This window comes from Mycoplasma sp. 125 (assembly GCF_051549845.1).
In the GTDB taxonomy this organism is placed as follows: Bacteria; Bacillota_I; Bacilli_A; order Mycoplasmatales; family Metamycoplasmataceae; genus Metamycoplasma.
Window position 1 is genome coordinate 221485 of sequence record NZ_CP196079.1, and the last position, 15301, is coordinate 236785.

The following is a 15301-nucleotide window of genomic DNA, read 5'->3' on the forward strand; positions in this document are numbered from 1 at the left end:
TAAAAAAAATAGCTCTACTAGGAATAGGATAATTTATAAAATTACAATTTTATTTATATCTCTTCTTATTTTTTCTAAATCTTCATTAATTGATCGCATTAAATCTATTTCTCTTTGTGAAATAAGGCCAGTTTTAACAAAAGATTCTAAAATTTCTGTTTTTTTTAGATAACATTTGATTGTAGTAATATCCAATTTCTTGGTGTTTCACATTTTTTTAACCACCGATATTTCAAGAGGAAGTTTTTTACTATATGCTATTTTCTCATACATTTGAATGTCATTTTCATTTAATTCAAAAGCTTTATATCTTTTATTGTTTATGTGAAAATAGTATTGTTGATCTGCACCGATCATAAAAGTTACATCATTTTTTGATGTGACTTTTATTTTTAACTTAAACTTTTAGTTGTTTTTATAACTAAAACAAGTTTAAATTGATTTTTTCATGTTTGATTTAATGAAATCTTCATCGATATTTAATAAATTACTTAATCTTTTGTTATAAGTTTTTGCCATAATTATAAAGTCATTGTTTTCAGAAGCAATATTTTGAATATTGTCTTTTGAAAAATAACCACGATTCAATGCTAAAGTTGCAGATTTATAACGCAAATTTAAAAACTTTATCAATCATTTTTTGTAGTAACTTACATCAATAACTGATTTGGGATATAAATCATAAAAAAAAGGTAATTCAGTCTTTGGATCTAAACAATATGATAAGTTTATTTGTGGAAGTCCTTCATCAACCTTTGGCTTTTCATATTCAGCATGTTTCATGTTTTTTGAGCTTATATTAAAGTTCGTTGAATCGACAGATAAATATGCGTCATCCGAATTATTCTAAATATGTTCTTAATTGTTTTGATCATCTATAATTAAATTCAAGTATTTTTTCTGTTGTTATATCTTTATGCAAAAGCATTGATATCATTGAGTTTGAAGGAATTAAAAATAAACCAGAAAAATTTTTATATGCCCACTTTTTAAATAATTGTGAAACCGTAAATTCTTCATCAATATAATAAGATGCCAATGCCTTTATTAATTCGCTTTTTGTGTTAAAAATATTTTCCAAATGTTCATCTATATAAATCTTTAAAAAATTTAGTTATTGCCAAATATTGCCCGATAGGAACAACGGATGATATTTTTTATCATCTTATATTATTGTTATTTTTGCGCCGGGAAAATTAAAAATACTTATCATTTGATACTAAAAAATTGTCATTTTTTAAATCTATTTTACCAATATTAACTCTCTTGTTGATATTATATTTTTTATTTTTTTATATTCGGTTCCTGCAACATAATATACATATTTATTATCATCTTTTCTAATGATTTTGACATTCTTAGGCATTTGAACTCTTTGGACTTTTAGTATAATTTCTACCTTATTTTTCTTTAGTTTATTTATAACTAAATTATTATATATTTGAGGTCAAAAAAAGTAAAAAATGCTGATTTTTTTAATAAATCAGCATTTTCCCCTTATTTTATTTTTAGTTATAAAAACCAGTAAAAGTTTAAGATTTAAAATATTTATACAAGAGAATATACATAAAAATTTCTACATTACTTTGATATTTTTTATCTTCAAATATAAGGTTTAGCATTTTTTGGATAGCCATCGTTATCTAATTCACCAGGGCCAATTAGACTACTACTGTAGAATCTATCTTTGAATTTTTTTCATTCTTCTAAAAATGCTTTATCTGTTGAGTCTGTATTTAAAGCTATTTTATCTAGCAATTCATATTTTTCCTCTTGGCTAATCAAGCTTTCTGGAGCATTGGCTATTTTTTTTGCTCATCAGTTTAAGAAACTAATTTGTGACGTTCTTTTTCATCATTCAGAAACATTGTATGTACCGAATAATTGTTTATTTGATTCTAAAATAATTTTGCTCTTATCTTCTGCATTTATAAAACCTTCAAAATTATTTTTTAATTGCTCTAGACTATATCGGGTCGAATCGTCAACTATTCCAGCATCTTTTACTCTAGCTATTAATTTTAGAAACTCATAATTTAATTTAGCATTTCTTCTATATTTGTAGTAAACTTCATACAATGCTTGATTTTCAGCCTTTATAGCTCCCGCTCTATCAGTATCTTGTTTTTCAAACTCAGATATTATATGCGATCACGAACCTAGAGGAATTGTTACATTATATGGACCTGCATCAGCTGGGTGTTTTTTGTAATGCGAGTCAACCCTTTGTTTAAAGAATGGCAATCATTTTTTGGTATCTTTAGACTCATATTTTGCTATAAATTTTTCAGCTTTAATTTTTGCGGCTTTATATTTTTCTATTGTATCAGCAGATTTGATTTCTGAATCCAAAGCATAATATTCTTTTCTGTACTGTTCAGTTAATGTTCCAGAAGCATCCTTTGCCTTGTTATTTACGGCTATAGATAATGACTGATTTAATGCTAACTTCATGACACTATTACCGTAATCTGAATCACCGTTTGAACCTAACCTCGTTTTTCTTAAATCCTCTAACTCCGCATTTCTTTGTTGATTTATTTTCTCACTTATTGTATTTAATTCACTATCTGATGAGGCATTATTTATAAGCTTATAAAGATCTTTTAGATTATATTTTGTCGCTTCGCTAGCTTCGGGTCTAAATTCACTAGGTAATCCGCCTCTATTATTAGATAAATCAAATAGTGCTAATTTGTCAACCTCTTTTCTTAATTCTATTTTTCTAGAAATAATTTTAATTTCTGATTTGATAGCCGAAAATTCTGGTTCAGTTTTTGATAATTCTACCTTATCTAAAAGATTCTTTTTATCAGGAGAATTAGGTAATTTTTTAATTTGTTCGATTAATTCTTGTTTTTTAGCTTGAATTTCAGCTTTTTGTTTTATCTCTTTTTCCTTTTGCTTTTCTGCATCAGTTTTAATAGTATCAAGGTTTTTAATACTATTTGTTGAGTTATTTAGTCTATCTTGCAGTTTTTTCTTTTCATTTTGATCAGTAATTTGCGAAATAACTTCTTGAGCTGAACGCCTTTTGTCTTCATAATTCTGTTTATATTTTCTAACATTTTGTAATAGTGTTGAAATATTATTGTGATCAGTCTTAGAAAATTCTGTTAAGAATTCATTTTTCTTTGTCTCTGGTTTAATATTGTTTATTTCATTTTTTAATGCATCAATATTTGTTTTTAGTGTATTAAGAGTCGCTTCCACAGTGACCTTATTTGAATAATCAATATTAGATGTTAGTGCTTGTTTAATTATTGCTTTTGTTTTTAATGAATCAGTTCTTAATTGCGATGAATCTTCTGGATATGCTAATTTATCAATAAATAAGTTGAAGTTTTGTCTTGTAGCATTTGTCACAAGCGACTTAATGTCATCGATGGTTTTAGATAAATTTTTATGATCGCTAGGAACTTGTATGTTATCGATATTTCTCGTTATATTATTTTTTTCATTTTGAGGAATATTGCTTAAAGTGCCAATTTTGACTTTTGAAAGACGTTTATAGTTTTGTATTATTTCATCTTTTAGGTTATTTTCATTATAAATGTTATTACCAGTTATTGTTGTAGGAACAGTTTGGTTTAATCTTGTTATTAAATTATTTTTATCTGCCCCGTTATCAAATGAACTATTAATTACATTTTTGTATGTCCCAATCTTATTTGCTCAACCATCAGGCAACGCGTTGTTAGCTTGGTCTATATTTTGTGCTGAATTTAGCTTTTGTTTTATTTTTTGAACTGCTTGTGCGTTATTTTGTGAATATTTCAGATTTCCGCCATTTGCATTTAATTGATCTTTCTTTGTTTGCATATGGCGACTAAAATTAGTTATTTCAGTTTGTTTTTGGTTTAAGCTTTGCATATCATTTAATTTATTAACAGCACTTTTTAGAGCATTTTTAGCTTGGGTTGCTTCATTTGAATTTGGTTGAGGATAAGGAATTTGGTCAATTAATTTATTAATCTCCTTTTTCTTATTAGCAATGCTTGTATCGCTATCTTGTTTTGTTTTCTTTTGTTTAGCTTTATTTAATTCATTTTCTAGATTTCTAGATATTTCTTCTAATTGAGCTTTTGTCTTTGCTGCTAGATGAGGTTTATTTTGCGAATTGTATGTATTAAGAATATCTTGTAGTTCTTTCTTAATTGTGCTGTATTCTTTTTTATTTAGGTTTGAAGTTATATAAGTGTTAATTGCATTTGCTTTTTGTTGAACTTGCACTCTTAGTTTTTCTTTTTGTTTATTGATATCAACAAGAGCTTTTTTGGCAACATCCTCAGCCGCCGTCAATTTTTTATTAGCATCGATAATTTGAGCATCAGTTAGTTTAGTAGTTTTATTAGCTGCTGGTTGTGTTGAACTAATCGCATTTGTAAGTGCCTCTGTTGAACTTTTTAATGCTGGTTCCTTAGCCATCTCGGTTTTTGTAGCATTTGCTTTGGTAAGACTCGCTTCTAATTTAGCAATTTCAGCATCAGTTTTCTTATTTGCGGCTACTCTTTGTGTTTCGGCGTTTGTTGTTGCCTGTTCTAAGGCTTTAGTCTTATCTGAAATGCTTTTAATTGGGTCAATATTTGCTTTGGATTTATTTGTATTAATTTTTTGTTGCAATTTACTAATTATGGTAGCTAAATTTGCTTGGTTTGGATCTTGTTTTAATGAATTTAATTTTGCTTGTGCATCTCCGAGTTTTTGGTCATGTTGAGCTTGCACAGCATGAAGTCTATTATTAAAATCATTTATTGCGCGGTTTGCTTCATTTTTTAAGTTATCAATTACTTGTTTTTGCTGAATATATTTACTTTGATCATTAGTATTAATAATTCTTTCTGCCTCTTTAATAGCTTCATTTAAGCGTTTTTTAAGTGCAACCATTTCAGGGTCATGAGTAATAATGCGCGTTACAACGCCATTTATTTGATTTTTAGCATTTATTAGATTTTGTCTATTTCTTGCTACAATCTGGGTATCTTTTTGAGTTTTATCACTTTTGGCTTTTTCAAGTGCATCATGAAGTTTTGACTTAAGTTGTTCTAAATCGCGTTTTGTTTTAGAATTAATATTTGCTTTATCATTCTTATTATAAGCATTTAAAACTCGTTCTAATTCAGTCTTAATTTGATTATAATCACTATTATTAGATAAATTTTGGGTTATATATTGTTGAACATTATTAGCGTTTGTCTGAATTTCACTTATCAATTTTGATTTTTGAACATTGATATTATCAAGTGCATCTTTTGCAACTTTTTCAGCATTAGCAAGTGCCTTATTAGCTTCTTTTATTTGAGCATCAGTTGCATTTTTACTTGCGTTTTTAATACCATTAGCTGTATTAATTGCTTGTTGCAAGGTTTGCTTTTGACTATCTAATGCTGGCTCATTATCCATCGCGGTTTTAGTTGCATCAGCATTTTGGATTGTTTTTTCAAACTCAGCAAGTTCGTTATTGGTTTTTTGATTTGCAGTGGTTTTTTCTGTTTCGGCATTTTGAATAGCATTTTGCAATGTTTTTGTTTTATTGTCTATATTTACAATGCTGTCATTATCATTAATGCTTTTATTGTTATCAATAACTGATTGTAATTTTTTAATTACATTAGTTAAGTTTGCAGAGTTCTTGTCTTGATTTAATTGGTTTATTTTAGCTTCTGCTTCTTTAGCTTTTTTATTATGTTCAGTTTTTGCGTGTTGTAATTTAGCTTCAAATTGCTTCTTCTTTTGTTCGGCTTCGGTTTTTAGATCTTCTAATTTTTGTTTTTGAGTAACATAATTACTTGCTTGATTATTATCAAGAATTGTTTTTGTTTCTTTTAATGCTTCATCAAGTTTTGCTTTAAGTGTTGTCATTTCATTATCATGACTAGTAATTGAATTTGAAATATTTTGCAATGTATCTCTTGCTTGTGCAAGTGATTGTTTATTAGCTTCTTTGATATCATTATCTTTTTTATTTTTATTTTGTTGTGCTTCAGTTAGTGCATCATTTAATTCCTTTAATATATTTTCAAGTTCATTTTTAGGTTTTGAATTTAGCACATTTTTTTCTTTGTATTTATTATGAGTTGCATCTAATTTATCTTTGATTTCTTTATATTCATTATGTTTTTTTAATGTATCTAAAAAGTTTGAAACTTCATCTATTTTTTGAGAAATTTGGTCTCTTAAAGTTGTTTTTTCAGTATTTATATTTTTGAGAGCTTCTTTTGCCACATTATCAGCCTGAGTTAATGTTTGAATTGCACTTTCTATTTGAGTATCGGCTAATTTTTGATTATTATCTTTTGCTTGTTGAGCAACTCTTATAGCTTCACTTAATGTATCCTTAGCACTATTTAGTGCAGATTCATTTGCCATCATATCTTTTGTTTTATTTGCGGCAGTTATTGCATCATTTAATTTATTTAAAGCTGCTTGTGTCTTTTGATCTGCTGCATTTTTGGCTTGATCTGCTGCCTGTATCGCATTTTGCAACGCTTCTTTTTTGTTGTCAATATCCTGAATTGCATCATTAATATTAGCGTTTTGATTATTGTTAATTTGTTGTTGCAAAGTATTAATTACATCAGTTAGGTTTGCTACATTTGGGTCGCTTCTTAGATTATTTAATTTTTCTTGAGCTTCTCTTAGTTTTTGGTCATAGTCATCTTTTGCTTGTTTTGCTCTGGCATCAAATGATGTTTTTTCTTTTTCAGATTTTTCTTTTAAATCATCAAGTTTCTTCTTTTGTTCAACAAATTTATCTGTTTGATCTTGGGAAATTGTACTTTCAGCCTCCTTAATTGCATCGTTTATTTTTTTCTTAAGGTCTAACATTTTTTTATCATTACTTGTTATTGAATTGACAAATGTCTTTAAATTATCTTTTGCAGTTGTTAATTGTTGTTTATTAAGAGCATTTATGTCATTATCTTTTTTAGCTTTGTCTACCTTAGCATCGGATAATTTTTTATTTAGATCTTTTAATATTTCATCTAATTCAGCTTTTGTTTTAGAACCAAGATTATTCTTATTATTGCTATTGAAATTATCTAATTCTGTTTTTAATTTATTTTTAATTTCATCGTATTGATTTCCATTTAGGTTATTTTTGTAATCCTCAATTTCCTTGGCTTTTTGGTTTATTTGCGTCTTGATTGAGTCTTTTTGGCTATTTATATCTGTTATAGCTTGTTCTGCTGCTGTTTTTGCTTCTAATAAGGTTTTATTTGCATTTTCTATATCTTTATCAGCTAGTTTTTTAGGTGTGTGATTTTTTATTATACCCTCAGCTGTTTTTATTGCTTCACTTAATTTATTTTTAGCATCCGATAATAAAGGTTCAGAATTTATTGAATTTAGCGTAGTTTTCGATGTATCAATTGTATTTCCTAATTTTGCTAAATTTGCTTCAGTTTTCTGATTTGCAACAGCTTTTTCTCTTTCAGCTGTTTTTATTGCTTGGTCTAAATTATTCTTTTTAGTAGTAAATGATGAAATTGGGTCTCTGTCTGGGGCATTGTTATTTTGATTTATTGTGTTTTGCAAATTTTGAATTACAGTATTTAGATTTGCTGAGTTTGCATCATTTTGTAATTCAGATACTTTATTATTGGCTTCTTGTAGCTTGTGTCTATATGCTTCTCTTTCGGCATTTAATTTTTTAGTAAAGTCACTTATCTTTTTATTTGCTTCAGTTTTTAAACTTTCGATTTTTGAAATTTGCGATATATATTTATTAAATTCGTTTTTGCTAATTATGCCCTCAGTCTCAGTGACAGCTGTATTAATGTCTTGTTTTAGTTTTGTCATTTCAGGATCATGACTTGTGATGCTATTACCAACACTTTTAAGGGTTTCTTTTATTTTTGTTAGCTTTTGCTTATTTTGTTCTCTAATTTCTAAGTCTTTTTGTTGTTTTTTATTCTTAATGTCTTGTAGTTGTGAATCTAATTTAGATAGTAAATCGGTAAGTTGTTGTTTTGTTTTATTTGATAAGCTATTTTTTTCATTATTTACATAATCATTTAAGTGTTTTTCTAATTCGCTTTTTATATTTTTAAAATCATTTCCTGCTAAATCGGTATTTATATAATCACGAATTTCTGTTTCTTTTTGATTAATTTGATTTTTAATTTGGTCTTTTTGATCATTTATCTTTTTAATTTCTTGTTTGGCAATATTTTCTGCTTGTAGTAATGTTTTTTTAGCTTCATCGATTTCGTTATTTGCTAATTTTGGAGTTTGATTTTTTGCTGTTTGTGCTATTGCGATTGCTTGCTCTAAGTTAGTTTGGGCACTACTTAATAATGGCTCAGAAGTCATTGAGTCTTTTGTAGCACTAACATCTGTTATTGCTTTTTGTAGTTGTGCTAAATGCTCGTTAGTTTTTTGTGCCTCAGCATTTTTTTTGTTTTCTGCAGTTTCTATTGCTTTTTGTAATTGATCTTTTTTATTATTAATTTCTGATAGTGGTAGATTATCATCGATTGTTTGATTATCTGTAATTGCTTGTTGCAGTTCTTGAATAACATTATTTAAATTAGCTGCATTTTCATCTGCTTGAAGTTGTGAGATTTTATTTCTTACGTCAAGAATTTTTTGCGCATGAGCTTCCTTGGTGTTTTGTAATTCCTTAGCAAATTCTGTTTTTGTGGTTTCTGCTTTTTTACTTAGGTTTTCTAGTTTTTCTTTTTGACTAACGTATTTATCTGATTCTTCATTTGTAATGATTGCTTCTGATTCGCTGATTGCTTGGTTAAGTTCGTTTCTTAAATCAATCATTTTTGGATCTTTGCTTGTTATTGAATTTGAAACATTTGTTAATGCTTCTTTTGCTTCTGCTAGAGCTTGCTTATTTTTAGCTCTTATTTCTGCATCTTTTTCGTCTTTCTTTTGTTTAGCAGAATCAAGATGCATATTCATTTGTGTTACTAAATCATCTAGTTGCTGTCTAGTTTTTTGCCCTAGAAGATTTTTATCATTTGCCTCATAAGATTTTAAAAAGGCATCTAGATCATTTTTAATAGCTTCGTATTCAGGTTTCATTAAAACATTGTTAATATAATTTTGAATTTCAACTTCTTTTTGAGCAATATTTGTTCTGATACCATCTTTTCGCTTATTTGCTTTATCGATGGCGTCATTTGCTACATCCTCTGCTTGCTTTAGTGTATCTTGAGCTTGTTTTATAGCGTTATTAGTTAACTTCGGACTTTGCATATGTGAAGTTCTAGCAACTTCAATTGCTTTTTCTAACACTGCTTTTTGTGTATCTAAATCTGGTTCTTGCTCCATTGTGTTTTTAATTTGTTCAGCATTTTCGATTTCTTGATTTAGTTTGTCAAGAGCAGTTTGTGTAATAGCATCAGCTTTTTCTTTTTCTGCATTATAAAAACTTGCTAAACCATTAAGTTCAGCTGTTGCAGCATCAATATTTTTTAAAGGACCGTTTTCATCAATAACATCATTTTGACTAATCTTTTCTTTGATTTTAGTAATGATGTCAGCATAGTTAGCGCTATTAGGATCACTTTTTGCTTGTTCCAGAACGCTATTAGCACTTTCTTTAGCCTGGTTAAATCTACTTTTTGCTTCTGTTAATTTTTGTTCAAAATCAATAATTTGTTGTTCTGCGCTTTGCTTTAGATTATCAATAGTTTGTTTTTCTTGAGTATATTTATCCGTTTGTTCTTTTGCGATTATTTCACGTGCTTTTTGAATTTCAACATCTAAGTTGTGCTTTAGTTGCATCATTTCGTCATCATTACTTTTGATGCTATCTTTTATAGCCTCAAGTTGGTTGGTTGATAATGAAAGCTGTTCTTTATTTTGTGTATTTGAAAGCAACTGTTTTGCATTATCTAGTGCGCTTGTGATATTAGATAATTTTTGTTGTAATTCTTGGATAGTATTGTTATAGCTTGGATAATTATTGTCTTTGACTAATTTTAGCGATTCTAATAATGGGGTTGTTATTTGAGGATATTCATCTTTATTTGCATTAGCAAAATCGGTTATTTCAGCAATCTTGTTATTAATTTTTTCGATTTCTTCGTCTTTATTAGAATTAATTTGGATAATTTTTGTTTCCGCTTTTCGATTTTTATCCTTAAAATCTTCAACTAATTGTTTTAATTCATCAATAGCATCCCTATTGGTTGGATCTTGCGTTTTGGTTATTAAATCTTTTAGATCTTGTTTTTCAGGATTATATTCATCAGTTGGCATTTGCGATACAAAGTCATTTGCTTTTTTAACTAATTCATCCAATTTAGTATTTAATTCGCTAAATTTTTTATTGATTTCTTCTTTTTCTTTAGGTATTTTATCAACTATTTTTTTTAGATTAACTTTAACATCATCTAATCTCGCGACGCCAAAATCGCTAACATTTGGCTCAATGTTAGTATTATAATCTTCTAAAACTTTGTCTAATTCCTTGATTAATGTCTTATATTTTTCGGAATTTTCATTTTTTAGCCCATTTTGAGCACCAATTAGTTCATTCTTTTTGCTAATAATGTCTTTTTTTAATTCGATAATTTCTTCAATTATTTTCTTGCGTTCATTTTCATCAGCATCACGGAATCTTTTAGCCTCTTTAATTGCTTTATTTAGCTCGTTAAGTTTTTCAAGAACATTGTAACTATTTGAGTTAGCATTGCTATTTGTTGCTTCGGCCGAATCTATTCTTGATTGTAGATCCTTTTTAGAAACATGATAAGTTCCGTTGTCCTTAAATTTTTCTTGTTCTAGTTCAGTGTTAAGTTTTTTAGCTTCAACTAGTGTGTTTATAGATGCTTCCTTAGATTTTTGAAGGTAGCTATCTTTTAAAGTTTTAGCACCGTTGTTATATTCAACTTCAATTTCATCTACGGATTTTTGTTCATTATCTAATGTTTCTAGCGTTTTTTCAGCATCTTGTATGAATTTTTCAAATTCATTAGTTGAACTAATAATATTGTTTTCTTTGGTATATTTAAGATTTTGTTTTGCGATGGCAATTTCTCTGGTCAGATTATCTCTTGCAACTTGCTTTTTAGTTTTTGTTAATAAACTATCAAGTATATTTTTATTTGTAACTAGATCGCCTAACAAAGTATTAGTATTATTGTTTCGCTGTGCTTTTTCAATGGCATCGCTAATTTGATCTCTATTATTTTCATATTCATCAGAAGATTTAATTTTATCTAATTGTTGATGTCCTTTTTCAATTAAGCCAGTTATTTCACTAATTAATTTGTCTTTTTGTTTTGTAATTAAATCACTTGCTTGTTCTGATTTGTTGTTTAGATTAGCTAAAGCTTCTGTAATACTATTTTTGTCAAGTTTTTTTAGAGCTTCATTACCTACATTTATTGCATTTTTTAATTCGTCTTCAATTTTTTGAGAACTAAATAGATCACTAGCTGATTCGATTTCTTTTAATAATTTTTGTGAAGAAGGTAATTCTTGGGTTAAACCATCAATAGCTTCTTTAATTTGTTGTGCATCACTTTTTAGTGGTTTAGCCTTTTCTAGAATTTCTCTCAGTGTAGCAATTTCATTATCTTTGCTCATTTTATTTTTTATGTTGGTTATTTCAGCGTCTAATTTTTTGGCTAAATTTTTATATTTGTCATAATCGAGGGTTGTGTTCTTATAATTTTCGGCATCTTTTACTAAGTCATTAATTTGCTTTATTAGGTTTTGTTTTTCTAATGATAGAGTTTTTTGGAATTCTGAAATTTTTTCATGTAAAGAATTTAGTGCTTTTTGTCTTTCCTCTAGGGTTGCATTTGCATTATTAAGAATTTTTTCAGCTTCTTTGATTGCTTTTTCAAATATACCTTTATTTTTGATATCAGAAGGAAATTTTGAATCAATGTTTTTTGCATTTAAAATTTCATCTGTTAGGTTAAACAACACTTGGAGATTGTTTTTTAATTCAATAGCTTTGGCTTTTACTTTTGCAAGTCCATCTTCATTGGTTGCATTATTGTATTGATTTTCCAAATTTGTTTTTTCCTGATTGTAAATAGTTATATATTTGGTAGCAAAAGGTTTATTATTGTACTTAGATTCATAGTTTGTAAGAAGATCACTAAATGACGATTTTTCAGAAATTGCTTCACCATTAAGTAATTCAAGATTATCATATTGACTTTTATAATTCTTGAAATTAATTTTAGATGATTGTAATTTAGTTAATATTTCATCTACTTTTTTGATGTCTTTTATATTTAATAATTGTTCTAGCTCATTTAGTTCTTTTTCAAAGGTTGCATAAAGATCGTGAGTATATGTTTTTTTATCAATTTCATTTTGTTTCTTCCACTCATTCATCTTTTTTATTAATACTTGCAATTTTGCCATTGTGTGATTTCATTTTATTGTTTCATTTAAAAGAACATAGCCCGTTCCAATTGTTGCCCCAATTGAAACACCGGTTATTATTCCGGCTACAACTTTTTTTCTTCTATTTGTTTTTTTCATAAACACCTCAATAAAATATTTTTTGTATAGTTTTTTACATTAATTTAATATTTTAGATAAAAAAAAAAAAAAAAGAAAGAGGCTCAAAATTAGGAAATTTTTAAATATTACAAGCTAAAATGGGCTTAAAAAAATAATATTAAATATAATTAATAATATCTACCTAAAATTTGTTTATGTTTAAGGAGTAAAAATGGAAAAAGACAACAAAATTTATTTATTTTCATATGGAACTATTCAAGATGAATTGTTCTATAAAAATTTATTGTCGCCTGATTGCGTAAGAAGACCCGCTTTATTAAATGGCTATGCTAAGTGTGTTGATGAAACTGCATATTTTTTATTAAAAAAAGATATTGCCCATCAAGTTAAAGGCACTCTTTTTGAAATAACAAAGGATGAATTATTTATGATTGATAGATGAGAAATGTTTCCTCAATATCAAAGATTTCAGGCCAATGTTATTGCCACTGATACAAACGAAATTATCGAAAACGTATATGTGTATACTAAATTAGAATTTGGTAAATATTATCTAGCAACCGATGACATGGGATTTTCAACTTCGCCTAATGAAAATGAGCAAAATTTAAAAGCTTTTATCACGTTAGAACAACAAACAGAATTATTTCCGTTGGTTGATAATGCTATTTTATATGAAATTTCCGATGAAGAATTTGAAAAAATAATTCATCTTTCGCATCCGTATGTTGCATTGATATTGGATGACCAAAAATTTAAGAATTATTTGGTTGACCCTTATGCAGTTTTAGGTATTAAAATTCATGATAAAAAATATGCTTTATTAATTTCGTTTGGTAGAAAAAATTCATTAAATAGTATTTTTTATTATCATGCTATAGAAAATAAAATTGAAGGGGTAGAAATTATTAAAGATATTAAACCACTTTATAAATTTAATATTGATTTCTTATTAGATAAAAAGCCAATTAAGTACATTAATTTGAAGTTAGATAAAACAATCGAAAAACCTAAGTTTGGTGTATTTGAAGATATTGCCTATGAAATAACTCTTAATGATTTTGATATCGATCCATTTAGAAGATTAGATATTATTATTCATACTCTTGAAGAAAATATGAAATAACTAATGATTGATAAAGAATTAATTAAAGACGTTTCAACAAAACCTGGTGTTTATTTTTGAAAAGATAAAGATGGCAATGTTATTTATGTAGGCAAAGCCAAAAACCTAAAATCACGGATGTCACAATATTTTGACAAAAATGTTCATAATTCATTTAAAACTAGTGCAATGTTAAAACATATTGCTTCTTTTGATACAACCGTTTTTGATAAGGAATCGGAAGCCTTGATGTTTGAACGAGCTAGTATTAATAGATATAAACCTAAATATAATGTAATGCTCCCCTCTCATAATAATTATCCTTATATTTGTATTATAAAAAAAGCCAATAGTATTGATATACAACTTAAAAATGAATATAAAAAACGTGATGATATTATTTATTATGGTCCGGTTGTAGATGGTGAAAAAACACGTCTATTAATTAAATATTTAGTCCATTTATTAAAAACGCAAGAAGGATTAATTATTAAAAAAATGACTCCGGTAGAGGTAGATAAAAGATTCGCAAAAGCAAAGGAAATAATAAAATTTAATAAAGAATTTAAACAAGAATTAATTAGTAAAATTAGAAGCGCCTCCTTACAACTTGATTTTAGAAGGGCGGAAGAACTTAAAAAAATTCTTGATTTTATAAACGAAAAGAATAATATCCAAAACATTAGATTAAAGACAAAAAAATCTATTGATGTATGGGGCGTATATTTATATGATAATATTTTGTTTGCTTCTATTTTACAATATCGTTATTCATTGTTAAATAATCGCCAAGACTTTCAATTTTGTTTTGAAAAAAATGAAGAAGAATTGGTATTTGAATTTATAGAAAATTTTTATAAAAACAATCTTATTCCTGATCAAATAATTATTGATGATAAATATAAGAATCAGCCTTTTAATAAAGAAATTAGAAATTCGATTATTAAAAAGAATTATAGTATAAATTCTAAATTACTTGATTTAGCTAATGCTAATGCTAAGAATGATTTAAGCAATAAAATAAAGAAAATAAAAGATAAGACAAAAAGCAATGATATTCTCCAATCTTTAAAAAATATATTAAATATTGATTGTTCAAGGTTTGCAATATTCGATAATTCATTTCAATCAGCAACTAAAGAAGTCGTTGGTAGAGGGATGATTTTTGTTGATGGAATTAATGTTAAGAAATTTAATCGTTCTTATATACTTTGCAAAAATGAAGATGCTAATTCTGATTACCATTATATGTATCAAAATATTAGTAAATTTTTTTGTGATCATTCAATTGATGAAGATATTAATTTGATTTTTGTTGATGGCGGTGAGATTCAAATTAATGCTGCAATTAAGGCCTTGAAAAAATTTCATAAAAATGTGCCTATTTTCGGACTTGTAAAAAATAATCACCACGAGTTTGCGAGATTAATTAATGATAGTGGCGTAGAAATTAAAATTTCAGATGCTAAGGTGTTTAATTTTTTATCGCAAATTCAATATGATGTCGATAAGAGTGCTAAGGCCGTTTATAATAAAAGACACAATAAAATAATTACAGATAGTCTCTTAACAAAAATAAAAGGTGTTGGGCCTAAGATAGAACAAAAATTATTGGAAAAGTTTGGCTCATATCAGGCAATAATTGACGCAGATATTTTAGAATTATCTAAAATTATTAGTACAAAAATCGTTAGTGAAATTAAGAAAATAAAAATCTAAAAGTAGGAATTTTAAATTCCTACTTTA

7 protein-coding genes are annotated in these 15301 nt (G+C 27.2%); 2 read left to right on the forward strand and 5 right to left on the reverse strand.

The window, feature by feature from the left end; translation table 4 throughout:
* Positions 1–33: 33 nt before the first annotated feature.
* The 5 genes from ACSH4Z_RS00925 to ACSH4Z_RS00945 all read right to left on the reverse strand — a co-directional run bounded on the left by ACSH4Z_RS00925 (position 34) and on the right by ACSH4Z_RS00945 (position 12468).
* Positions 34–357: a hypothetical protein gene (locus tag ACSH4Z_RS00925; RefSeq protein ID WP_438340747.1), complete on the reverse strand. Its 324-nt coding sequence runs from the start codon at positions 355–357 to the stop codon at positions 34–36.
* Positions 358–432: 75 nt separating this feature from the next.
* Positions 433–825 (reverse strand): transposase, encoded by a 393-nt coding sequence (locus ACSH4Z_RS00930; protein ID WP_438340911.1) that lies wholly within the window; start codon positions 823–825, stop codon positions 433–435.
* Positions 826–841: 16 nt separating this feature from the next.
* Positions 842–1081 carry a hypothetical protein gene (locus ACSH4Z_RS00935; RefSeq protein ID WP_438340748.1) on the reverse strand — a complete coding sequence of 80 codons (240 nt, stop codon included), beginning with the start codon at positions 1079–1081 and terminating at the stop codon, positions 842–844.
* Between the two features lie 162 nt (positions 1082–1243).
* Positions 1244–1366 (reverse strand): hypothetical protein, encoded by a 123-nt coding sequence (locus ACSH4Z_RS00940; RefSeq protein ID WP_438340749.1) that lies wholly within the window; start codon positions 1364–1366, stop codon positions 1244–1246.
* A 230-nt stretch (positions 1367–1596) separates the two neighbouring features.
* Complete coding sequence (locus ACSH4Z_RS00945; protein WP_438340750.1) at positions 1597–12468, reverse strand: hypothetical protein; 10872 nt, start codon at positions 12466–12468, stop codon at positions 1597–1599.
* 193 nt (positions 12469–12661) lie between these two features.
* On the opposite strand from ACSH4Z_RS00945, the gene ACSH4Z_RS00950 reads away from it, so the two are divergent.
* On the forward strand, positions 12662–13576 hold the full coding sequence (locus ACSH4Z_RS00950) for a gamma-glutamylcyclotransferase family protein (protein ID WP_438340751.1): 915 nt from the start codon (positions 12662–12664) through the stop codon (positions 13574–13576).
* Between the two features lie 3 nt (positions 13577–13579).
* Positions 13580–15274 carry an excinuclease ABC subunit UvrC gene (uvrC, locus tag ACSH4Z_RS00955; RefSeq protein ID WP_438340752.1) on the forward strand — a complete coding sequence of 565 codons (1695 nt, stop codon included), beginning with the start codon at positions 13580–13582 and terminating at the stop codon, positions 15272–15274.
* Positions 15275–15301: the final 27 nt, after the last annotated feature.